Genomic DNA, 23082 nt, shown 5'->3' on the forward strand with positions numbered 1-23082 from the left:
CTGCGCTTCCCACCTCTGCGCCGCCCACGTAGAATGAGGCCATGCCGGCCGCTGGAGAGCACCATCCCGCCTTCGAGGAGTACTGCGAGTGCATCTTCGAACTGCGTGAAGACGATCTCGACGTGATCCAAGCTCGTATCGCCGAACGACTCCAGGTGAGCCGACCCGCGGTGAGCGAGATGATGAAGCGCCTCGAGGCCGAAGGGCTCATCACGTCCGACGACGGCATCCAGCTCACCGAGGCCGGCCGACGGCTCGGCGAGTCGGTGGTGAGGCGGCATCGTCTCGCAGAGGTGTTCCTCACCGATGTCCTCAAGCTGTCGTGGGCCGAGGCCCACCACGAAGCCGGCAAGTGGGAGCACATCATCAGCGACAGCGTCGAAAAGGCGATGGTCGACTTGCTCGGTGATCCCACGACGTGTCCCCACGGCAACCCGATCCCCGGGAGCGCCTATGTCGCTCCCGACTCGGCGCCGCTCGCCGAGGTACCCGTCGGCCAGTCGTTCACCGTGCGGCGCATCACCGAAGAGCTCGAGTTCGCACCGGGCCTGCTCGACTTCCTCGAAGCTTCCTCGATTCAGCCGGGTGAACGCGGCACGGTCACGGCGGCCTCCCCCGACGGCACCTTGACGATCGCGATCGACGGACGACACGTCGGCGTCGGATCCTTCGCCAGCGAGCGGATCCTCGTCACAGCCTGATCGTCACAGCCTGATCGCCCGCACGCCTCGTGACGCCTTCGAGACCACCGAACCGGGCAGAATCAACTCGATGACTTCGTTCGCCACCCTCGGTCCGCTTCGCATCGCCGCGGTGGTCGCCGCCTGTGCCGTCTCGTTCGGCGCCTGTGCGACCACCGTCAACGACGACTCGGGTCTGAGCGAAGCCGACCTGACCGGCGGCGAGGGTCGCGAGTTGGCCGACGACGACGTCACACCGCTCGACCCTGATGTGATCGTCGATCCCACCTCGCCCACCACCACGATGCCGATCGAAGGCACAGCGGGAGAACTGCTTCCCGAGATCGGGATCGACATGAGCCGCCTGAGTGCCGAGATCGGCGGTGACGGCGACGAGGACGCAACGATCGCGCGGATCGAGGGCGCCTGGGATGCCATCCGCGACGAGGTCGCCGCGACTCGTCCGGAACTCGTCAATTCCATCGGTGTGGCGATCGAGCTCGCACGCAACGCGGTCGACACCAACCGGCCCGCCGACGCCAACAAAGCGTTCTCGCTGATCAACGACCTCGTCGACGCCTTCACTGGCGACTCCTGACCCGGCAGCGACACGGCGCCGGGTGGGTGCCGCCACCCGACGCCGGTGATGCGCCAGACTCAGTCGATGCCAGGCCGACGACTCATCGCTGCCCTGGCCGGCTGTCTCGCACTCTCGGTCATGACCGCGACCCCACCCGGCGTCGGCGCCGAGACGCCAGAGACGTCGGGGACACCAGAAACCCCAGGAATCGCGGCGATCGCAGGCAGCCACGAGGTCCCGCTCACCCGAGATCGTCCGTACGGCATCGAAGGCATCGAAGTGGCCGAGGCACCGCTGCTGGCGGGAAGCATCTGCCTGCCCGATGCGTCGCCCGCATCGCTCGCCACGCTCTTCGACACCGAACCGGCTCGCATCATCGGGGCCGACTACCCGCGAACCCTTGCCCTCCCGACCGGCGAGGTGCTGTGGACGTTCCAGGACGCCAAGATGCGTCTTGCTGACGGCTCGATCCGCATCTTGCACAACATCGGCATGGTGCAGCGTGACAACTGCTTCGACCTGCTGCGCAGCGGCACCGTCTCGGAGCCGGGTCCGTGGTTGTTCCCCGACGACACCGCCGAGCGATTCCGTTGGTTCTGGCCGCTCGACGCGGAGATCGGCAGCGACGGCGACATCTATGTGTTCGCCGCCGACATGCGCGAGCTCGGCGAGGAGTACCTGAGCCACACGGTCCCGGTCGCCACGTTCGTCGCACGAGTCGATCCGACGACCTGGAACGTCGAGTGGTACGGATCACCCCCGGACGCGAGCGGCGACCTGTACGGCTGGTCGATCGCGTCCGACCGCGAGTGGACCTACCTCTTCGCACAGTGCCACCGCCAGTTCGGATTCGACCCGTACATCTTCGTCCTCGCCCACGACCGCTCGTGCACCGACCGCGTGACCGTCGCACGCGTGCCGAAGGGTCGGCTGTTCGACCGCCCCCACTATTGGCACGGGAGCGGCTGGACGACGCAGTCGACGCGGGCGGTTCCGATCATCGACCAGTCGGATCGCTTCGCGAGCCCGACGCAGGTCCTGTTCCGCAACAACCACTGGGTCGCGGTGACCAAACTCGACGACTGGTGGGGCGACGAGGTGGTGGTGGAACGCGCCCTTCGACCGACCGGTCCGTACCTCGAGATCAACCGGTTCGTGGTCACGCCCAAGTGCGCACTCGACTGCAATACCTACTTCTCGTCGTTCGTCGAACCGGCGGCCGGCTCCTCGCCCGACGAGCCGCTGATGCTCTCGCTGTCGCACAATCGATGGGACGGCGTGGTGTCGTCGTTCTACCGCCCGACGTTCTTCACCATCGACGCACCGCCGAACGTGCCCGCCGCGGCGGCGCGCTGCAGCCTCGATCACTGCACCTGACGAACACTCGCGAGCACGTCCGTCATGGCGGGCCGGCCGCGTCGACGGACTCGCCTCGCGTCAACGCATCGCGTCGGGCAGTTCGGCCGCGTGGACGACCGTGAGGCGCTGCGTCGAGCGTGTGAGAGCGACGTACAACGCCCGCAGCCCTTGCTCGGTGTCGGACACGATCCGCGCCGGCTCGACCACGACGACGCCGTCCAGTTCGAGCCCCTTCACCACGCTGACCGGCACCAGCGTGACACCCGAGTCGAGCCCGGTCCGAGTCGCCGTGCCGTGATTGACCCCCGCCGCGGTCAGCGCTTCGGAAATCTCGGGCAGCATCGAATCCGGCGCGACGATGCCGAGCGAGGCGCCCGGGATCGCGTCGCGCATCGACACGACCTCTTCACACACCGTCGTCGGCAGTGCATCATGCGACGGCGCCCGCACGATCGAGGGGCCGACCTCACCGACGCGTACCGACTCCGGTGCGCGCAGCCCCGGCGTGGCGACCGCCATGACCTTGTTCGCCAACTCCATGATCTGGCCGGGGATGCGGTAGCCGACCGACAACCCGATCACGCGGGCCGGACGACGGTCGGGCAAGTGAGCGAGCACGTCGTCCCAGCCCGTCGGAGCGAGTGGGCCGGTGGCCTGTGCGATGTCGCCGACGATCGTCATCGAGCCGTTCAAAGATCGCCGAGCGGCCATCTTCAATTGCATCGGCGTGAGGTCCTGGACCTCGTCGATCACGATGTGCCCGTAGGTTCGGATCTCGTCGGATTCCTCCAGCTTGCCGCCCTTACCCGGTTTGGGACCGAGCACGTCGAAGGCATCGTCGAGGAGGGCCACGTCGGCGGCCGTCCAGCGCACATCGTGCACCGATTCCGATCGCGGGCGGAACAGTGCCAGCGCATCGGGCTCGTCCATCACGCCACGCGCCGCCAGCTTGAGCAGGGCCTTCGAGCCGAAGAGGTCGTGGAGGAGTTGCGCCGGGGTGAGCACCGGCCACATGCGGTCGAGGATCTCGCGCATCTGGATGGTGCCACGGAACGCGTCCTTCACCTGACGCGGTCCGATCTCTTCGTCTCGCGAGGTCGCCGCCAGCGCCGCATAGACCTCGTTCTCGACGAATCGGCGACCGGCATTGTGGCGCTTGAAGCGGCGACGGGCGTTCTTGACGATGCGCGCCGACTCCGCAGCACGGAGTCGGAGGTACTCGGTGCCGAGCGGCAAGACGACGTCGTCGTTGAGCGGCCGCTTGCGATCGGCGACCGCGTGGTCGATCAGGTCGGACATGCGGTCTTCGCCCTTGATCCGAGCAGCCGTGGGCGTGTCGTCGCCCGGCTCTCCCGGGCGCAGATACGTCACGCCGCGCACGAGGTCGGCGAGCACGACCTGTTGCACACCGGCCTCACCCAGCGATGGCAGCACCCGCTCGATGTAGCGAAGAAAGACCCGGTTCGGTCCGATCACCAAGACGCCCTGGTCTTCGAGCGGGAAACGGTGCGTGTAGAGGAGGTAGGCGGCTCGGTGCAGCGCAACCACCGTCTTGCCGGTGCCGGGACCACCCTGCACCACGAGCACGCCCTGCTGCGGCGAGCGGATGATCTCGTCCTGTTCGGCCTGGATCGTGGCGACGATGTCGCCGAGCGTTCCCGTGCGCCCTCGCTCGAGCGAAGCCAGCAGCGTGGAGTAGCCGCGAAGTCCGGTCTCGGCGGCGACCACGCCACCCAGGCCGTCGTCTTGCCCGACGCCGAGATGCCCTGCCCCGAACAATTCGTCTTCGATCCCGAGCAGGGTGCGGCCTTCGATCGAGAAGTGCCGACGGCGGGCGATCCCCATCGGGTCGCGGCCGGTCGCGCGGTAGAACGGCTCGGCGACCGGCGCCCGCCAGTCGATGACGACGGGTTCGCGCTCGTCGTCGGCGACGGCGAGTCGACCGATGTGGAAGGTCTCGAACTCGTCAGGCGACTCGGCAACTCGATCGATTCGGCCGAAGACGAGCGACGCGTCGCCGAGGTGCAGATCTTCGAGTCGCTTGACGAGGGCCCCGTCGAAGGCGTTTCGTTCGAATCGAGCCTGGAACGTGCCTCCCATGTCGGCTTCGTTCATGTCGCGAATCCGGAACGCGGCGACGCGACTGCTCTCGAGACAGTCGTACGCATGGTCGATGTACGACTGTTCGTCGTCGAAGTCGGGATGTCGCTGTGTCATACGGGGCGCGTCAAGGCTATCGGGACACGCCACCGAGATGGTTTCGAGCCGGTATCAGGCCGGTATCGAGCGGGCAACACGACGGATGGTGAATGTCAATAGCTATTGCTACGGCGGTTTCGTGTCGATAGGGTCGAGCGGCATGATCGACGAGCGCGACATGCCCGCGATGAGCGGCCTCCAACTCCTCGACGAGGACTGGGAACGCCAGCGACGCCGTGGCGCCCGACGTGGCGTCGACGGTTCGCACCGTGACCCGTCGATCGATCCGACGGCCACGTCCACTTCGCAACTCCTGGCGTCCATCGTTGCACCCGGCGCCGCCGCTCTGCGGCGGGTTCCCTTCGTCGCCGTGGCATTGCTGCTCTTCGGCGTGGTGTTGCCATGTGCGATCGCCGCGATCGTCGTCCTCAACCGCGACGAGATCATCGGGTTGGCGCTCGACCCGACGTTCCTGCTGGCGGCGATCGCCATCGGTGGTCTCGCCGTGGTCGCTCGCTTCGCCGCCATCGCCGAAGTCGCCCTCGCCTTTCGACACAGCGCCGGCAATGCCATGCGGACCACGATCGCCGTGGCCGCCGTCGTCGTCCTGGCATCTCCCGTGGTGTGGGGCGTCACACAGGCCGCCGGTGCCCGCAGTGCCGTGAGCGACGTGTTCGCCTCCGGCGGCAGCGATCCGCTCTTCGACCCGGCGAACGACGGCACGCTCGATCCGTCGACGGTGACGACGCCAGACGGCGTCACGAACATCTTGATCTTCGGCGGCGACGCCGGCCCCGGACGTTGGGGCATGCGAACCGACACGATGATGCTCGTCACGATCGACCAAGCGTCGGGACGCACCGGACTGATCTCGATCCCCCGCAATCTCATGCGACTGCAGTTCCCACCCGGCACGCCGCTCGCCGATGAGTTCCCGAACGGGTTCGACGACCTCGCGAACGCCGTCTTCACGCACGTGAACACCAACCCCGAACTCGCCGCTCACTACGGCAGCGACGGGCTCCAGCCCGAAGCCGTGGCCCTGTCTGAGGCGCTCGGGTACTCGCTCGGCGTGCGAGTCGACGATTTCGCGCTCGTCAACATGCAGGGATTCACCGAGGTGATCGACGCCGTCGGCGGCGTCACGCTCGAACTCGGGCAGAGCGTGCCGCTCCCGCCGAGCCTTCCGGGCGAACGCCCGCTTCCCCCGTCGATCGGACCAGGCCTCGTCGACATGGACGGAGCGCTCGCCATCGCCTACGCACGTTCTCGGTCGGCCGACTCCGACTACCAGCGGATGGGACGCCAGCGACAGTTGTTGTCGGCGCTCGGCTCGCAGGTGTCGACCAGCGAGGCGTTGCGAGCGTTCACCACGGTCACCGGCGTGCTCGACGACTCGATGCGCACCTCGCTGTCCGCGGGCGAGTTCAGCGACCTGCTCGACCGACTCGGCGACAACTCTGCGATTCGCGAGTCGGTCGGGCTCGCTCCGCCCCTCATCACCCCCGGCTCACCGGACTACACCCAGATCCGCTCGATCGTCGCCGCCGTCCAGACGGCCATCGTCACCGACCAGCCATCCGGCTACGCGAGCTGACCCGGCCGTCACGCTCCCGCCGACCGACGACCATCCCGACGACGGCAGCACGGCACGACGACGACGGCTCGGTCACCGCTCAGATCCCGGGCAAGGCCCAGCGTCCGGAGCTGAGCCCAGCCACCGCCGACGAGAGCCCGGTCACGAGGCGGCGCAGATAGGTTCGACGGAGATGGACGATGCCCCGCCCGACACCCGGCCCGACGCGGCGACCCCGGTCGTCGCCGCGTCCGGCGACGACGACCTCAGCGTCGCGTTCCTCGATGCTGCGCAAGGACGCCGCGGGAGCCACACGCCCGTCTGGTTCATGCGCCAAGCCGGACGCTCGTTGCCCGAATACCAGGCCGTTCGCGGCGAGGGCTCGATCCTCCACGCGATCAAGCAACCCGACGTCGCCGCCGAGATCACCCTCCAGCCGGTTCGCCGCTACGGGGTCGACGCGGCCGTCCTCTACAGCGACATCGTCGTGCCGCCGCACGCAGTCGGGTTCGGCATCGACGTCGCTCCCGGTACTGGCCCGGTCGCCGAGGTGCCGTTGCGCAGCCGTGACGACCTCGCTCGGCTCCGTCCGCTCGAGGTCGACGATGTCGGCTACGTCGTCGACACGGTGCGGATCTTGGTCGACGAGTTGCCTCCTCAGGTCCCGTTGCTCGCGTTCGCCGGCGCGCCGTTCACTGTCGGGAGCTACCTGATCGAGGGGCGGCCGAGCAAGGACTACCGCTTCACCAAGTCGATGATGTACGCCGACGAAGCGCTCTTCCACGACGTGATGGACCGCCTCGCCACCTCGGCGATCACGTTCATCAGCGCGCAGTTGTCGGCGGGTGCGAGAGCATTCCAGCTGTTCGACTCCTGGGCTGGCTCCCTCACCCGACGCGACTACGACCGCTTCGTCGGTCCTCATTCGGCGCGCGTGTTCGCCGAGTTGCATGACCGCCATCCGGACGCAGCTTTCATCCACTTCGGGATCGGCTGCGACCATCTCCTCGAATCGATGCACGCGGCGATGCCCACATCTGGCGATCGCGTGCTCGGCCTCGACTGGCGCACGCCGATCAACGACGCGCGCACCCGTCTCGGCGACGATCTCGTCGTGCAGGGCAACCTCGATCCGGCGTTGGTACTCGCTGGTCACGACGCCGCGCTCGTCGGCACCGAGCGGGTGCTCGCCGACAACCGACTCGCCGACGGCACCCCGCACCCGGGCCACATCTTCAACCTCGGCCACGGAGTCAACCCCGACACCGATCCCGACGTCCTCCACGCGATCGTCGACCACGTCCAGACCACCACCCGAACCTGACGTTCTCGGGTCCGTAGCGATGAGCATCATCCGCTCGCTACCGGATCATCCTCATCGGTCCGGCAATAGCCTGGGGGCATGTCGGTAGCGGTGATCGGGGCGGGAGCAACCGGAGCAGCAGCAGCGTTGTATGCCGGACGCACCGACACCGGACCGGTCTCCTTGTACGAAGCAGCGGATCGTGTGGGCGGCAAGCTGCTCGATACGCCCTTCGCTGGCCTCGACACCGTCGAAGCGGGTGCCGATGCCTTCCTCGCCCGTGTGCCTGATGCGATGACGTTGGCGAGCGACGTCGGGCTCGGCGACGACCTCGTCCACCCCGAATCGATCGGCGCCGCCGTCTGGCACGACGGCCTCCACGACATCCCGGCCGGGCTCGTCCTCGGCGTCCCGGGCAACCCGTTCGCCCTGGCACGCACCGGACTCCTCAGCTGGCGGGGCAAAGCACGTGCAGCGCTCGAACCGTTGCTGCCGCGCACCTCGACCGAGTCCGACAGCATCGGTGAGTTCATCCGTCGACGGTTCGGCGACGAGGTCCACGAACGGCTCGTCGACTCGCTCGTCGGCAGCATCTATGCCACCGACACCGACCGCTTCAGCCTCGCCGAGATGCCACAACTCGCGTCGCTGACCACCGGACGCAGCGTCTTGCTGGCCGCGCGCTCCCTGCCGCGCCCGTCGACGTCGACGCCGATCTTCGCTGCGCCGGCGGGGGGCATCTCACGGCTCACCAGCGCCGCGGTCGGAGCATTCCGAGCCGAAGGCGGCGACGTCCACACGGGCGCTGCGGCGACGGTCGAAGCCGACGGCAGCCGCTGGCGGGTCAACGGCGACCCCACCGACGCCGTCGTATTCGCCACACCCGCCGCGGCGATCAGCGCCGCGATCGAGCTCGACGACGCACTCGCGACGGCATTCGATCGCCTCGAGACCGCCGACGTGGTGATGGTGACCCTGCACGTCGATGCCAACGAGTGGCCGGAACGGCTCCACGGTCGAAGCGGCTATCTGGTTCCCAAGCCGGTGCAGCGGTCGGTGACCGCCGCATCGTTCGCGAGCCAGAAGTGGAGACACTGGGCCCCTCCGGCGGGCGGTCAGATTCTCCGAGTGTCGCTGGGCCGCGACGGCGCGCCGGTCATGCACCTCGACGACGATGAGATCGTCGAGCGCACGCTCGCTGACCTGCGCCACCATCTCGGCGTGTCGTTCACCCCGATCGAGGTCCGCATCACGCGCTGGCCGGCCGCCTTCGCGCAATACCGGCCTCATCATCGAGCGTGGGTCGACTCCGTGCGATCGATGCTGCCGGCCGGGATCTTCGTCGCCGGTGCCTCCTTCGATGGCATGGGCGTGCCGGCCTGCGTGCGCAGCGGCAGAACAAACGGTGAACGCGCCGCCGAATTCGTGCGATCTCTGCCATCATGAACCCAACCAGCGAGCTCGTGCTCTCCGCACGGCATGATTCCGAGGTCCGCGTGCACCCCCGGGCACACGTCCTCGATCCCGGACCTCATGTCGGCGCCGCGAGCCGCCGATGCTGGAATGAGCCAGGAATGAAGCGCCGGAAATGATGCGACCGTGAGCAAATTGAGGACGAAGACCGAACCGACCGGATCCTCCGCTGCCTCCACTACTTCCACGCGTCTGCGAATCGGCCTCGCCGCTGCCGCCGGAGTGCTCGCACTCGGTGGAGTCGCTTGGAGCCTGCAGCCGTCTGGCGACCGCGTTGCCTCGACCGACGCTGCCGTCAGCGCCACGACGACCTCGACGCCCCCGACCACGGAACCGATCGACGACCCGACGCTGTTCAGCGAGGCGACCGTCACGTCCTCTGCGCTACCGACGACGACGGCTCCAGCGACGACGACGACGACGACCACGGCCCCAGCGCCGACGACCGCGCCGGCTACCGTTGCCGAGACCCTTCCGGCGCAACCTCCCGAGCCGATCGCCCCGCCGCCCGACCCTCGCGGGTTCGAAGAGCAGATTCGCCTCGGCGACATCGCGATTCCGAAACTGGGTGTTGCCGAGCCGCTGCTGTCGGGGATCCGCCTGACGACCCTCGACAACGGGCCCGGACACTGGCCGGGTACGGCGATGCCGGGCCAGATCGGCAACGTCGTCGTCGCTGCCCACCGAACGAGCCACGGCGGACCGTTCCGCAACATCGATCAACTCGTCGCCGGCGACGTGGTCGAGTTCACGATCGATGGCGACGTCATCGAGTACATCGTGACCGGCACAGAGATCGTCAACCCCGATGCCATCTGGATCGTGGATCAGACCGACACGCCCACAGCGACGCTCTTCGCCTGCCATCCGCCCGGATCGGTCGCACAGCGCATCGTGGTGCACCTCGAACTCTCCGTCTAGCCACGAGATCGTCACGACCTTGCCCCTCGCTCCCCTCGCGCGTCCGGCGCTCGCTCTCGGTGCCGGCGCCACCGTCGCTCTCGCCCTACCTCCTTGGGGGTTCTGGCCGCTGTCGATCGTCGGCGTGGTGCTGTTCGGGATCGCGCTCGGATCGGCCCCGTCACCGCGTGACTGCGCCAGGCTCGGTTGGCTGTTCGGTGCCGGGTGGATGTATCTCGGCATGGGTTGGATGGTCCAACTGACCGTCCCCGGCTACCTCATCGCCGCCGCGATTTTTGCCGGATTCCACGCCGCGGCGGCCGCCGTGTCACCGTCGGGGCCATGGAGCGCGATCGGCCGGCCGGCCGCGCACGCCGCTGTCGAGGCAGTGCGGTTCTCGTTTCCGTTCGGCGGTGTGCCGCTTGCGTCGATGGGGATCGCGCAGGTGTCCGGTCCGCTCGCTGGTGTTGCCCGAGTCGGTGGCGTGATCGTGTTGACCTGGCTCGTGTTCCAACTCGGCTTCGCGATCGCCGCACTCGTCGACCGCCGAGCAGCACCGGCGCCGTGGCAGCGCGAGGCCCCAGCCGTGGCCGGTCTGGTCGCCGTCGCGTTCGTGATCGGCGTGTCGACGGTGGCGCCGACGGGAACTCCGACTGGCGACACGCTGCGCATCGCCGCTGTGCAAGGTGGCGGTCAGCAGGGAACGTCCGCGCTCGACGTCCCCTCGTCGGTGGTGACCGAACGTCATCTGGAGGCAACGGCAACGATCGCTGCCGACCCCGATCTCGATCTGGTCTTCTGGCCGGAGAACACCATGGATGTCGACCGGTTCGAAGGCTCCCAGCCCGCCGCACTCATCACGGAGCAAGCCGCTCGCCTCGGTGTCCCGATCTCCGTCGGCCTCACCGAAGACGTCATCACCGACGACGGGAGCCGACGCTTCACCAACGCGCAGGTCGTCGTCACGCCCGACGGCGAGATCACCAGCCGCTACGACAAGGTGCGTCGGGTCCCGTTCGGCGAGTACGTGCCGTTTCGCGGCGTCATCGAGCGAATCACCTCGGCCGTCGACCGGGTGGGCGAGGCGGTCGCCGGCACCGACCCGGCGGTCATCGAATTGCCGACCGGCGAGCGCCTGGCGACGGTCATCTCGTGGGAGGTCTTCTTCGGTGGACGCGCGCGGGAAGGGGTGAAGCTCGGTGCTGAAGCGATCATCAACCCGACCAACGGAGCGAGCTACACCGGCACGATCGTGCAGACGCAGCAGGTCGCGTCGAGCCGATTGCGAGCGATCGAGACCGGTCGTTGGCTGGTGCAGGCAGCGCCAACCGGCTTCACCGCGTTCGTGTCACCGGACGGAGAGGTCGCGCAACGCTCCAGCCAACGCGACCAGATCGTGATCACCCGCACCATCGAGTTACGCACCGGCAACACCTGGTACACGAGCCTCGGCGACGGTCCGTTCATCGTTGCCTTGCTGGCGCTGCTCGCGATCGCGATCTGGCGCGGTCGCCCGCCGGGCGACGTCAGGTTTCGACGAGGACCGTGACCGGCCCGTCGTTGACCAGTTCGACCTGCATCTCGGTGCGAAAACGCCCGGTGCCGACCGTGGCACCGAGTTCGCGGAGCCCCTCCACGACCCGATCGACGAGCGGTTCGGCGACCTCGGGCGGCGCCGCATCGACCCAACTCGGTCGTCGCCCTTTCGACGTGTTGCCGTACAGCGTGAACTGACTCACGACGAGCACCTCGGCGCCGGCGTCGGACGACGACACGTTCATCACGCCGGCGTCGTCGTCGAAGACGCGCAGTCCCCACAGCTTCGACGCCATCTTGTCGGCGGACGCTCCGTCGTCGGTATGGGTGACGCCGAGCAACACCACGAGTCCTGCGGCGATCGACCCGACCTCGACGAACTCGCCGTCGGTCGATGCCCGGCTCGTGACTCGGGCACCGGTGACTCGTTGGACCAGCGCGCGCATCGCCTCAGTGTGCCGCCGCCAACCGTGGACGGCGACCCGGCGCCGACCCCGGACCCCGTCAGGCGGATTCGGGAATCGTCAGGCGGATTCGGACAACGGCATCGCAGCGGTGTCGGCTCGAGCCTGACGGGCACGGATCCCGATCGGTGCACTCACGTGGAAACCGAGCAGATGTCGATCCTCCTCGGACTCGCCAGCCCAGAACCCGTACTCGCGATTGCTCCGAGCGAACTCGCGGCACTCGGACGTGACCTCGCACGACGAGCACAACTTGTTCGCCTTCGCTTCTCGTCGCGCTCGCGCTTGCGGGCGTTCGGCCTTCTTGGCAAAGAACAAGTGGAGTTGCCCTTTGCACGCTGCATCGTCACGCCAATCTGGTCGGGAGAGAGCCATGGATGAGATATTAGCGTGCTTTAACATCAATTAGCACGCTTACGCATTATTTCTCGGTGTGGGTAGTATCGCCGCTCATGTCGGGAACCACTGATGCGGCACTCGACCTGCAGCACGTCGCCGACGAGCTCGGCGTGCACTACCAAACCGCGTACCGCTGGGTGCGCACTGGCAAGTTGCCGGCGCGGCTCGTCAACGGCAAGTACCAGGTCAGACTGGACGACATCGACCGGTTCCGAACCAGTCGGGTCGTCGAGCATCCTCCTGCGCCCCCGAGCCCGCAACGTCTCCATCGTCACGCCGACTCGATGCACACGGCACTCGTGAACGGCGACGAAGCCGACGTCCGCCACATCGCTCGATCGCTCGTCGGCGAGGGCACCCCCGTCATCGAACTCATCCAGACGGTGCTCGTGCCACCGCTGCGACGCATCGGCCAGTCATGGCACGACGGCGAGATCAGCATCTGGGTCGAGCATCGAGCGTCGGCGATCGTCGAACGCCTGCTCGGCGAGATCGCGACGAACCCGCGAGGACGACGGAAGGGCTCGGTGCTGGTCGCCGCTGTCGCCGGTGACCGACATTCCCTTCCGACGGCGATGGCCGCCCTCACCCTGCGCGACGCGAACTGGGATGTTCACCACCTCGGCGCGGACATGCCCCCCGAGGAGCTCTACTCGTTCTGCGACGCAAACGACGTCGACGTGGCAGTCATCTCCTCGACCAACAGCGACGCCGCCGAGCTCGCGGCCGAGACCGCGGCGGCGTTGACGGCGCGAGGAACACCGGCGATCCTCGGAGGGCCCGGCTCGACGCTGGAGAGCCTGCTCGAACGGTGCGAAGCTGCTCGCAGCTGATGAGCCTCGACCCGCTTCCGCCCACCATCACCCTCTCCCACGGCGCACCACGTGGCCAGACACGACGTGACGGTGCTCCCTCCACCGTCGCCGGAGTCGAGGTGGATGTCTCCCTCGCCGCCGGAGGGCGCATCCGCCAGATCCGCCTCCACGACGACAGCGGATCGGATCCGGTGGAGGTCTTTGCCGAAGCGCCACTCGACGCGCCGGCGTGGTCCACGGGGTGGGGGTCGTTTCCGATGGCGCCGTGGGCCGGCCGCGTGCGACAGGGTCGACTGCACGTGTTCGACCGAACGACGCAACTCCATCTGAATCACGAAGACGGCGACGGCGACGGTGGCGGCCCGCTGCACCCGCCCGTGCCGGGACCCGACGACTCGCCTCGGAGGCACGCCATCCACGGCACCGTGTTCGACCGAGCCTGGTCGGTCGACCTCCTCGAGACCTCAGCCGTCGAGATGCACTGCCGCATCGACACGGCGCTGGGCTGGCCATTCCCAGGCATCGCTCGCCAGCGCATCGAGGTGACAGCGACACAGGTCGCGCTCGCACTCGTGGTCGAGTCGGTCGACGGCGCCGTGTTCCCCGCCTCGATCGGTTGGCATCCATGGTTCGCCAAACCCACGCAACTCCACCTCGATGCGCTCGCAATGTACGAACTCGACGAGACCGGGCTCCCCACCGGCGCGCTCGTCGAGCCGTCGAGCGGCCCCTGGGACGATTGTTTCGTCGCCCGCTGGCCGATCGAGCTCGACTACGACCGGGCGATCGCATCGACGATCACCGTGTCGTCCGACTGTGATCACGTCGTGATCTTCGACAAGCCGCCCCATGCCACGTGCGTCGAGCCGCAGTCGGGTCCTCCCGACGCGCTCGCCCGCCGACCTCAACTCGTCGCCCCCGGGATGCCACTTGTGCGTACGATGGCGATCGGGTGGTCACCGCGACGCGGTCGGCCCACCTCGGACTGAACATCGCTGGACGATTCGCACCCATGAGACGAGTGGTGCGACACGATTGGGGGCTGCGCACTGTTCGTTCCGCAATCGACCCGCCCGATCACCGTGATCACGTCTCGGATCACGCTTCGGTGATCAAAGTGCAACACAAAGTGTAAGGCGGCCGCATCTCCCTGCTCTGGACAGGCAAGGAGGCGGCCGATGGCTCATGACGATCGACAGCGATGCACAACTGGTAGCGAGCCATCTTGCTGGCGACTCAGCCGCGCTCGCCGCCATCTACGACCGATACGGGAACTCGCTGCACGACACCGCTGCGGCGATGCTCAACGACCGCGTCGAGTCGGCGGACGTGTTGCAAGACGTCATTCTCATCGCCGCCGAACGGCTCGGGCAGCTGCGCGATCCCGAGCGCCTCAAGCCCTGGTTGTTCGCGATCTTGCGCAACGAGGTCTACCGACGGACCAAGAAACGACGGCGAACCATCGCTACCGACTTCTCGGGCGCGGACGACGGGTACGACATGGCTGACGATCGCGACCTCGATCCCGGTGATGCGACGGTCGACGACATGGCTGGCGAGGAGATGGCCTCGCTGGTGCGCCACGCCGCCCGCGGCCTCGACGAGCGCGACCAGCTCGTCCTCGAGCTGTCGGTGCGCCAAGGACTCGAAGGCCAGGACCTCGCCGACGCACTCGGCGTGAGCGCCAACCAGAGCTACACGCTCGTCCACCGAATGCGCGAACGCATCGAACGCAGCCTGGCCGCGTTCGTCGTCGCCAGGGCCGGCCGTCAGGATTGCGGCGACCTCGACAAGCTGTTGGGCGCGTGGGACGGCGAGTTCACCGTGCTCATCCGCAAGCGCGTCGCACGGCACATCGACAACTGCGAGGTCTGCGAGCAGCGCCGAGTGCGGGCAGCGCCGCTCGTGCTCTTCGGTGCCGCCCCGGTGCTGGCTGCGCCGCCGGCGCTACGCGACCGGATTCTGGGCGCCGCCGCGACCAAGGCCGCTGCGCCGTCGACACCGTACGGCTTCACCGCGGACGGCGGATTCCCGCAGGTGGTTCGCGCCGCGCGACGCGTCGCCGCGTGGGTCGCGCCGACCGCGGCGGCCTCGCTCATCCTGGTCGTGTCGACGATCGGGTTCTTGTGGCTCGACCGCACGAACTCCGACGACGCCCTGCGCGGTGCGACCGTCGCCATCACCAGCGGTGCCGAGTCGACGACGACCACGGAGCCGGCGACCACCGCCAGCGAGCCGGACTCGACCACCACCACGAGCACCACGACGCCGACGACCACCACGACGAGCACCACGGCGCCGAGTACCACCGCGCCGAGCACCACCGTGCCGAGCACCACGACGGCTCCGGTCGTCGCTGCTCCCACGACCGCCCCTGCGCCGGCCTCGACCTCGGCCACCCCACCGGCGCCACCCGTGCCGCCACCGGCGCCCACGTCACCACCGACCACGGCGGCCGCCACGACGACGACCACGACCACCACCACGACCACGACGACCACCACCACGACCGTGGCGCCGAGTCCGGGGCGGCTCAGCGTGTCCGGTGGGCTGATCGATCTCGGATCGAGCGCCTCGAGCGGGTCGATCACCGTGACGAACACCGGCGACCTGCCGGTCACGTTCACGATCACCGGCTCGGCCGCCCCGTTCAGCGTTTCACCGACGTCGGGCACCCTGGCCGCCGGCCAGTCGCAGCAGGTCACCGCGACCATCGACCGGGGCGGTGTCCCCGAAGGCCAGACGCAGACTCGCTCGCTCCAGATCTCCGGAGGGGGTGACACCTTCTCGCTCGAACTCCGTGGCTCCGCCGAGCGCCCACCGGTGATCTCCGGGCCGAGCGGGACCTTCCAGTGCGTGCGCTTCACCTTCGGCGCCACGTTCCAGGACGGGCTGCAGGCCGATGGCTACGCGATCATCACCGACGAGTCGCCTCCGATCTCGGCGACGTTCTCGATCAGCGGACCCGCGGGCTCGAGCGGCTCGACGTCGATGAGCGGCTCGAGCGCATTCATCGGGCAGGTGCCGCTCGCCGGGCCCGCTGGCGTCTCGTTGTCGGGAACCTGGAACTGGACGATCAGCGCCACCGATGCCCGTGGAAACGCCGCGTCGACGTCGGGCTCGGTCAACGTCACCTGCAGTTGAGTCCGGCCCGAACACCGTCCCCGACACGCCATCGCAGTGCTACCGGTTGGTAACCCCGGGCGATAGCCTCCCTCGAATGGCATCGCAAGGGTCGGGGAACATGCTGGATCCGGATGCGCCACTCAAGATCGCGTACCTCACGTATCGCGGCAAGCCACACGTCGGCGGCCAGGGTGTGTACACCCGGCACCTCACCAAAGCGCTCGCCGACCTCGGCCACACGATCGAAGTGTTCGGAGGCCAGCCGTACCCCGTCCTCGACGACCGAATCACGCTGCACGAACTCCCGAGCCTCGACACGTTCAACGACCACTTTCCCGGCCGTCTGCCCGGCTATTGGGAGATCAAGAACCGTTACGACCTGCTCGAGATGGCCCAGTTCCTCACCGGCACCTTCCCGGAACCGCTGGCGTTCTCGGCCCGCGCCGCCAACGAACTCAAGCAGCGGACCCGCGACTTCGATCTCGTCCACGACAACCAGTGCCTCGGCTACGGCATCTTGAAGATCGAGGAGCAGATCCCGACGATCGTCACGCTGCACCACCCGATCACCAAGGATCGCGAGCTCGAGATGAGCCACGCGAAGAGCCGGTACAAGCGGTGGTCGGTCGGACGCTGGTACTCGTTCGTGAAGATGCAGGGCAAGGTCGCGTCGAAGATGCCGCGGATCGTCGTGGTCAGCCAGAACTCGATCGACGACATCCACACCGACATGGGGGTCAGCAAGGATCGGATGCGCCTCGTCCCCGTGGGCGTCGACCCCGAGCTGTTCAAGCCCCTCGACCACGTCGAGCGCACCCCGGGCCGTCTGATCACGACCGCGTCGGCCGACGTCGCCCTGAAGGGCCTGTCGTATCTGCTCGAAGCCATGGCGAAGCTGCGAACCGAACGCGACGTCACGCTCACGATCATCGGCAAGCCCAAGCCGGGCAAGTCGATGCGTCTGATCGAAGAGCTCGGTCTGCGACCCCATATCGACTTCGTGTCGGGCGTGACCGACGAGCGCATCGTCGAGCTGTACTCCGAAGCCGAACTCGCCGTCGTCCCGAGCCTCTACGAGGGATTCAGCCTCCCCGCCATCGAGGCGATGTGCTCCGGCACGCCGCTCGTCGCCACCGACGGTGGCGCCCTTCCCGAGGTCACCGGTACCGACGGCGAGACGGTGCTGCAGTGCCCGGCCGGCGACGCCAACGCGCTCGCCGCGGCGATCGCCCGGGGGCTCGACAGCAAGGAACTGCGCGACAAGATCGGAGCGGCCGGTCGCCAGCGCGTGCTCGAGCGGTGGACCTGGAAGCGGTGCGCTGAGCTCACCGTCGAGCAGTATCGAGAGGTGTTGGCGATGCCGGCCAACGTCGAGAAGCTCCGCCGCAACGGCCGCATCTGAACTGACGAGGAAACCGTTCCATGTTGACCATCCGCTTCGACCGCCTCGGCTTGCGCCCCGGTGATCGCGTCCTCGACGTCGGTGCCGGATTCGGCCGCCACGTCTTCGAGTGCGCACGGCGCGGCGCCGACGTCGTGGCACTCGACTACGCCGAGAACGAGGTCGTGGAGACCCGAGCGACGCTGGGCGCGATGGTCGCAGCCGGCGAGATCGAACTCGACCGCTTCAAGGGGGTGCTACGCGGCGACGCCACCTGCCTGCCATTCGCCGACGACTCCTTCGACATCGTCATCACCTCAGAGGTCCTCGAACACATCCAGCACGACGTCGCCGCGATCGACGAGATGGTGCGGGTGCTCAAGCCGGGCGGGATGTTCGCTGCGACCGTCCCGGCGTGGATGCCCGAGAAGATCAACTGGATGCTGTCCGACGAGTATCACGCCCCCAAGGCAGACGGCGGCCACGTGCGGATCTACTCCAAGACCGAACTCGCCGCGAAGCTGCGCTCGGCCGGGCTCGATCTGCGCGGCACCCATCGAGCCCACGCGCTCCATTCGCCGTATTGGTGGCTCAAGTGTGCGGTCGGCCCGCGCAACGACGACCACGCCCTCGTCGCGAAGTACCGGTCGTTCCTCGAATGGGACATCGTCGAGCAGCCGACGTCGACGCGACTCGCCGAGCGCGTGTTGTCACCGGCGCTCGGCAAGAGCATCGTCTTCTATGGCCACAAGCCGGTTACTCAACCGGCTGTTCGGCCCGCTGGTGAACCGGCTGTCGAGGCACCTTCGGTCGCATGAGCTCGGTCCCCGAACTCGACGGCGTGATGTCGGCCGGTGAGTTGCAGCTCACCGCCGACCACCTCGCGTCGCTCCAGCTCGACTCGGGGATGATCCCCTGGTTCCCGGGCGGCCACTGCGATCCGTGGAACCACGTCGAGACGGCGATGGCACTCGACATCGCCGGGCTGCACCTCGAAGCCGAGCGCGCCTACGAGTGGCTCGCCGACATCCAGCGGCCCGATGGCAGCTGGCACAACTACTACGCCAACGACGGCTCGGTCGAGGATCCGAAGCTCGACACCAACGTCTGCGCGTACGTCGCGACCGGCGTGTGGCATCACTGGCGTAGCACGTGGGATCGTGGGTTCGCCGAGAATCTCTGGCCGACGGTGGTCAAGGCGCTCGACTTCGTGTTGGCGCTGCGCCGCGACGACGGATTGGCCCTCTGGGCGATCGAGCCCGACGACCGACCATGGTCGTACGCATTGATGACCGGCACGTCGAGCATCGCGCACGCCCTGCGCTGCGGCGCGCATCTCGCCGACGCACTCAACGATCCGCGGCCCGCATGGCGTCGAGCCGCCGACGAGATGATGCTCGCCGTACGCACCAAGCCCGAGGCGTTCGAGCCCAAGACGCGCTGGGCGATGGACTGGTACTACCCGGTCCTCACCGGGGCGATGGTCGGCGAGGAGGCCAAGGCCCGCATGGCCGACGGCTGGGACACGTTCGTGATGGACGGCCTCGGAATCCGGTGCGTCAGCGACGAACCGTGGGTCACGGCATCGGAAACCGCGGAGTGTGCAATCGCCTTCGCAGCGATGGGCGACACGTCGACGGCGTGCGATCTCCTGCGTTGGACCCGAACGCACCGACGCGACGACGGTTCGTACTGGACGGGCGTCGTGTATCCCGAACAGGTGCTGTTCCCCTTCGACGAACACACGAGCTACACCGCCGCCGCCGTGATCCTCGCCGTCGACGCCATCACCGGGACCACCCCGGCCAGCAACCTCTTCGTCCACTGACGCTCGCCCTGCCTCCGGCTCGTGCCGGCTGGTCGGGCACGAACCCGACCGAAACGGGAAATGGGGGGTCGCCGTACACTCGATCCGATGCAGTCGAACATGGTGCGGAAAGTGTTGTCGGTCTGGAGTTGGTTCGTCCTCGGGCTGTCCGTTCTGCTCTGGTTGCCGATGGTCGCGGTCGTCCGGCTGGTCACCTACCCGTTCGACAAGGGCGCGTACGCCGCCGGGTACCTGTTCCGCAAGGTGGTGATGCCGAACAGTTGGCTCAACCCACTCTGGAAGTTCACGACGTCTGGCGAGCTCCCCGACGACATGCGCAAGCCCTACGTCGTCGTCGCCAACCACGAGAGCTTCGTCGACATGCTCTTGCTGTCGCACTTGCCGACCGAGATGAAGTATCTGTCGAAGATCGAGATCATGAAGATCCCGGTTCTCGGTCAGTTGATGCGACTCGCGCGTGACATCCCACTCGTTCGCGGTGACGCGAAGTCGGGCGTCGCCGCCTTGGCGGTCGCTCGTGAACGCCTCGAGCAGCGGACCTCGGTGCTGGTCTTCCCTGAAGGAACCCGCTCCAAGACCGACGACCTCCGCGAGTTCAGTGCCGGCGCGTTCAAGCTCGCCATCGAAGGCGGCTACGACATCTTGCCGCTCGCGATCCACGGCACGCGCAGCTGTTTGCAGAAGGACTCGTGGGTCCAGGGGAGGGCGGCAGCTGAGGTGCGGGTGCTGGCACCGATCTCGACCGAGGGCTTGACCAAGTCCGATCTCTCGGAGTTGCGCGATCGCGTCCGCAACACGATCGTGGACGCGCGCGAGCAACTGCGTGCCGAGTACGGCTACGTCGCGTCGCCGTCAGCGTCGCCTGTCGACAACTGATGCTGCAGGTCCCTGCCCGTCTGTTCCTGTCGTGGCGCGTCTCCGTTGCGCCAGCCCTGCTGGTGGCGCTCGGTGCGAGCACGTTCGTGTTCGCAGCGACACCGTTGATGCTCAGCCCGCTCGCAGCGGAGTTCGGTGTCACCGTCGGCGCCGTCGGTCTCATGTCGACGGCGCAACTGGGTGGCTTCGTGCTCTCGTCATGGTTCGCCGGCAGGTTCCTGCGCCCGCTGCGCAAGCTCTTCGTGATCATGTGTCTGCTCGGCGTCGCGGGAAACCTGATGTCGGTGATCGCACCGAATCTCGCAGTGCTGTGCGTCTCGAGGGCCGTGAGCGGCGTTTCGCTGGGACTGGCGGCGTGGTTCGGCTGGCAGGCGGCGTTCGGCGACCCCGACAAGACCGGCGACGTCGCGGTGGTCGGCCCGCTCGTCGGCGCAGCGGGGTCACCGATCATCGCGATCGTGGTCGACTCGCTCGGCGTCGACGCCGTCTTCATCATGCTCGCGGCGATGATGTCCATCCCGCTCGTCCTCGTCCACCAAGTCGACATCGGCGACGGTCGCCGACGGCGACCGACCCGACGTCATCCGTCGACACGAGCAGCGCAGGCGATCCTGGTCGCGCTCGGCATGATCACCTTGAGCGGGTCGGCCGTGTTCGTCTTCGCGGCGTCGATCGGCATCGAACGCAACGGCTTGTCGCCGTTCGTCGTGTCACTGCTGTATGCCGGCAACGCGCTCGCCGGCATTCCGACGGCGCGGCACAAAGGCCGCCGCGGGCCGGCCGGGCTCTGGTTCGGCATCATCTCGGTCCTTGCGTTCCTCATCGCTGGCGTCGACTCGGTGTTCGTGTTCTCGTTTGCGCTCATCGCCTGGGGACTGCTCTTCTTCATGGGGCTTCCCGCCGCGTTCAACCTGTTGGCGTCGCGATCGAACTATCCCGAGGAACGTGCCGGCGACGCGCAGGCGATCATGGCGTTCGGGCGCGTGTTCGGACCCCTGCTCGGTGGGGCGATCGTCGCGAACGGCGACTTGCTCACCCTGGGCATCGTCGCCGGCGGCATCATGCTCGCCGGCTCGATCTTGTTGAGCTACGTCGACCGGCAACGCTTCGTCGTCAACGGCACCGCCGCGCTCAACTACTTCCGTCACTGACCGCGACACTGACCGCGTCACTGACCGCGACCCTGCAGACGGTCAGGGTTCGCGACGCAGGACGCGGAGGCTGCCGGTCACCGAGACCTCGACGAACTGGCCGGACTCGATCGCCGGGCGGTAGATCTGTTCGTAAGGAGGTCGCCCTCCGTCGGCAGGATCGGCAAACACGTCGTGGATGGCGAGGATGCCACCCGCAGCGACGTGCGGGGTCCAGCGTTCGTAGTCGAGGCGAGCCGGCTCCTCGCCGTGCCCGCCGTCGATGAAGAGCAACGACAACGGCGTGGTCCATGCGGCACCCATCTCCGCCGAGCGCCCGACCATCGCGACCACGGTGGCTTCGAGTTCGGCGTCGTGGATGGTCGCCCGGAAGAACGGCAACGTGTCCATCTTTCCCACACGGGGATCGACCACCTCGGGATCGTGGTACTCCCAACCCGCCTGATTCTCCTCCGAACCACGATGGTGGTCGACGGCGAACAGCAAGCGTCCCGACCGTTCGGCAGCATCGCCGAGCCAGACCGTCGAACGTCCGCAGTACGAACCGACCTCCACCATCGGTGCGTCGGCGACGCGAGACGCCCCGTCGACGGCCGCGGCCCAGAGCGCTTCCCCCTCGTCGGCGGGCATGAACCCCTTCGCAGCGAGCGCCACCGACAACCGTGACGGCGCGACGTGGCTCACGAGGTTGCTCCGCTACAGGAGCGGACGTCGGATCGGGTCACCAGCCGTTCCAGTGGATGATCGATTCGGGATCCGGGCGCATCGCCGGCTTGAAGTCGGTACCGATCGTGTACGCCAGCGGGCTGAGGCAGGCCTGCTGCACCTCGTCGAACGGGATGTCGAGGATCTCGGCGACCTGCTGCTCCATCATCATGTGCACGGTGGTCCACGCGGTGCCGAGGCCGTGCGAACGCGCGGCGAGCATGAAGCTCCACATCGCTGGCAGCACGTTGGCCATCATCGACGCCGCCATCATCCCGGGCACCCCGTCGACGCGCCCGGCCGACGAGCACGCAAGGATCAACGCCGGCGCCTTGCCCATGTGCTCGCCGAGATAGTCGGCCGAGGTCGCCACTCGATCCTGCTGCGCTTGCTCTTCGGCGGTCTCTTTCTTGATCGACCCGGCGTAGACACCGTCCATACCCTTGTACATCTCGTAGCACTGGCGATACACCTCACCGACCGCGGCACGCTTCTCGGCGTCGGTCACCACGACGAACTGCATCGTCATCGCGTTCGATCCCGACGGCGACTGCATCGCCACGCGGACGCACTCGCGGATGAGATCGTCGTCGACGGGCCGATCGAAGTCGAGCCGCTTGCGTACCGCCCGCGTCGTGGTGAGGAGTTGCTCGTTGGTCAGATCCAGTTGGCCCATGCCGAGACCATAGATGGGGATCGGAGACCGGGACGACGCCGAGACCGTCGAGCGT

The 23082-nt window shown here is 67.6% G+C and carries 21 protein-coding genes; 16 read left to right on the top strand and 5 right to left on the bottom strand.

Translation table 11 applies throughout. The features are described from left to right. Positions 1-41: 41 nt before the first annotated feature. The 3 genes from ACE37B_RS08625 to ACE37B_RS08635 all read left to right on the top strand — a co-directional run bounded on the left by ACE37B_RS08625 (position 42) and on the right by ACE37B_RS08635 (position 2637). Entirely contained in the window at positions 42-701 is a 660-nt protein-coding gene (locus tag ACE37B_RS08625; RefSeq protein ID WP_409922917.1) for a metal-dependent transcriptional regulator, read from the top strand. A gap of 70 nt (positions 702-771) precedes the next feature. Next, the gene (locus tag ACE37B_RS08630) at positions 772-1278 is read left to right on the top strand and encodes a hypothetical protein (RefSeq protein ID WP_409922918.1); all 507 of its coding nucleotides are present in this window, start codon (positions 772-774) and stop codon (positions 1276-1278) included. Positions 1279-1344: 66 nt separating this feature from the next. Next, entirely contained in the window at positions 1345-2637 is a 1293-nt protein-coding gene (locus ACE37B_RS08635) for a hypothetical protein (protein WP_409922919.1), read from the top strand. A 60-nt stretch (positions 2638-2697) separates the two neighbouring features. Here the strand turns inward: ACE37B_RS08635 and ACE37B_RS08640 are convergent, their stop codons facing one another. Continuing rightward, on the bottom strand, positions 2698-4836 hold the full coding sequence (locus tag ACE37B_RS08640) for a HelD family protein (RefSeq protein ID WP_409922920.1): 2139 nt from the start codon (positions 4834-4836) through the stop codon (positions 2698-2700). Positions 4837-4978: 142 nt separating this feature from the next. Here ACE37B_RS08640 and ACE37B_RS08645 point away from each other — a divergent pair, with 142 nt between their 5' ends. The 5 genes from ACE37B_RS08645 to lnt all read left to right on the top strand — a co-directional run bounded on the left by ACE37B_RS08645 (position 4979) and on the right by lnt (position 11619). Further along, entirely contained in the window at positions 4979-6415 is a 1437-nt protein-coding gene (locus tag ACE37B_RS08645; RefSeq protein WP_409922921.1) for an LCP family protein, read from the top strand. A 172-nt stretch (positions 6416-6587) separates the two neighbouring features. Next, positions 6588-7718 (top strand): uroporphyrinogen decarboxylase, encoded by a 1131-nt coding sequence (hemE, locus tag ACE37B_RS08650; protein ID WP_409922922.1) that lies wholly within the window; start codon positions 6588-6590, stop codon positions 7716-7718. 78 nt (positions 7719-7796) lie between these two features. Beyond that, positions 7797-9143 (top strand): protoporphyrinogen/coproporphyrinogen oxidase, encoded by a 1347-nt coding sequence (locus tag ACE37B_RS08655; RefSeq protein ID WP_409922923.1) that lies wholly within the window; start codon positions 7797-7799, stop codon positions 9141-9143. Between the two features lie 153 nt (positions 9144-9296). After that, positions 9297-10091, top strand: coding sequence for a class E sortase (locus ACE37B_RS08660; RefSeq protein WP_409922924.1), 795 nt, complete (start codon positions 9297-9299; stop codon positions 10089-10091). Between the two features lie 19 nt (positions 10092-10110). After that, positions 10111-11619 carry an apolipoprotein N-acyltransferase gene (lnt, locus tag ACE37B_RS08665; RefSeq protein ID WP_409922925.1) on the top strand — a complete coding sequence of 503 codons (1509 nt, stop codon included), beginning with the start codon at positions 10111-10113 and terminating at the stop codon, positions 11617-11619. Here the strand turns inward: lnt and dtd are convergent. Both dtd and ACE37B_RS08675 read right to left on the bottom strand, forming a co-directional pair. Continuing rightward, a complete protein-coding gene (gene dtd, locus ACE37B_RS08670; protein WP_409922926.1) occupies positions 11597-12052 on the bottom strand; it encodes a D-aminoacyl-tRNA deacylase in 456 nt (151 codons plus the stop codon). The genes lnt and dtd overlap by 23 nt on opposite strands. 78 nt (positions 12053-12130) lie before the next feature. Beyond that, entirely contained in the window at positions 12131-12445 is a 315-nt protein-coding gene (locus tag ACE37B_RS08675) for a WhiB family transcriptional regulator (protein WP_409922927.1), read from the bottom strand. Between the two features lie 77 nt (positions 12446-12522). Here ACE37B_RS08675 and ACE37B_RS08680 point away from each other — a divergent pair, with 77 nt between their 5' ends. The 8 genes from ACE37B_RS08680 (at position 12523) to ACE37B_RS08715 (ending at position 21646) form a co-directional block, all read left to right on the top strand. Continuing rightward, positions 12523-13302 carry a B12-binding domain-containing protein gene (locus ACE37B_RS08680; protein WP_409922928.1) on the top strand — a complete coding sequence of 260 codons (780 nt, stop codon included), beginning with the start codon at positions 12523-12525 and terminating at the stop codon, positions 13300-13302. Then, positions 13302-14273 (top strand): hypothetical protein, encoded by a 972-nt coding sequence (locus ACE37B_RS08685; protein WP_409922929.1) that lies wholly within the window; start codon positions 13302-13304, stop codon positions 14271-14273. The genes ACE37B_RS08680 and ACE37B_RS08685 overlap by 1 nt, the downstream gene beginning before the upstream one ends. A 196-nt stretch (positions 14274-14469) precedes the next feature. After that, positions 14470-16428, top strand: coding sequence for a sigma-70 family RNA polymerase sigma factor (locus tag ACE37B_RS08690; protein ID WP_409922930.1), 1959 nt, complete (start codon positions 14470-14472; stop codon positions 16426-16428). Between the two features lie 76 nt (positions 16429-16504). Further along, entirely contained in the window at positions 16505-17812 is a 1308-nt protein-coding gene (locus tag ACE37B_RS08695; RefSeq protein WP_409922931.1) for a glycosyltransferase family 4 protein, read from the top strand. A gap of 20 nt (positions 17813-17832) precedes the next feature. Further along, positions 17833-18609 carry a class I SAM-dependent methyltransferase gene (locus ACE37B_RS08700; RefSeq protein WP_409922932.1) on the top strand — a complete coding sequence of 259 codons (777 nt, stop codon included), beginning with the start codon at positions 17833-17835 and terminating at the stop codon, positions 18607-18609. Next, positions 18606-19619, top strand: coding sequence for a prenyltransferase (locus ACE37B_RS08705; protein WP_409922933.1), 1014 nt, complete (start codon positions 18606-18608; stop codon positions 19617-19619). Before ACE37B_RS08700 ends, ACE37B_RS08705 begins: the two co-directional genes overlap by 4 nt. Before the next feature lie 87 nt (positions 19620-19706). Next, a complete protein-coding gene (locus tag ACE37B_RS08710) occupies positions 19707-20495 on the top strand; it encodes a lysophospholipid acyltransferase family protein (RefSeq protein ID WP_409922934.1) in 789 nt (262 codons plus the stop codon). After that, positions 20495-21646, top strand: a complete 1152-nt coding sequence (locus ACE37B_RS08715) for an MFS transporter (protein WP_409922935.1) — start codon at positions 20495-20497, stop codon at positions 21644-21646. The genes ACE37B_RS08710 and ACE37B_RS08715 overlap by 1 nt, the downstream gene beginning before the upstream one ends. A 42-nt stretch (positions 21647-21688) precedes the next feature. Here the strand turns inward: ACE37B_RS08715 and ACE37B_RS08720 are convergent, their stop codons facing one another. Both ACE37B_RS08720 and ACE37B_RS08725 read right to left on the bottom strand, forming a co-directional pair. Then, the gene (locus ACE37B_RS08720; RefSeq protein WP_409923658.1) at positions 21689-22276 is read right to left on the bottom strand and encodes a class I SAM-dependent methyltransferase; all 588 of its coding nucleotides are present in this window, start codon (positions 22274-22276) and stop codon (positions 21689-21691) included. A gap of 91 nt (positions 22277-22367) precedes the next feature. Beyond that, positions 22368-23027 (bottom strand): nitroreductase family protein, encoded by a 660-nt coding sequence (locus tag ACE37B_RS08725; protein WP_409922936.1) that lies wholly within the window; start codon positions 23025-23027, stop codon positions 22368-22370. Between the last annotated feature and the right edge of the window lie 55 nt (positions 23028-23082).

This window comes from Ilumatobacter sp., assembly GCF_046290335.1.
GTDB lineage: Bacteria > Actinomycetota > Acidimicrobiia > Acidimicrobiales > Ilumatobacteraceae > Ilumatobacter_A.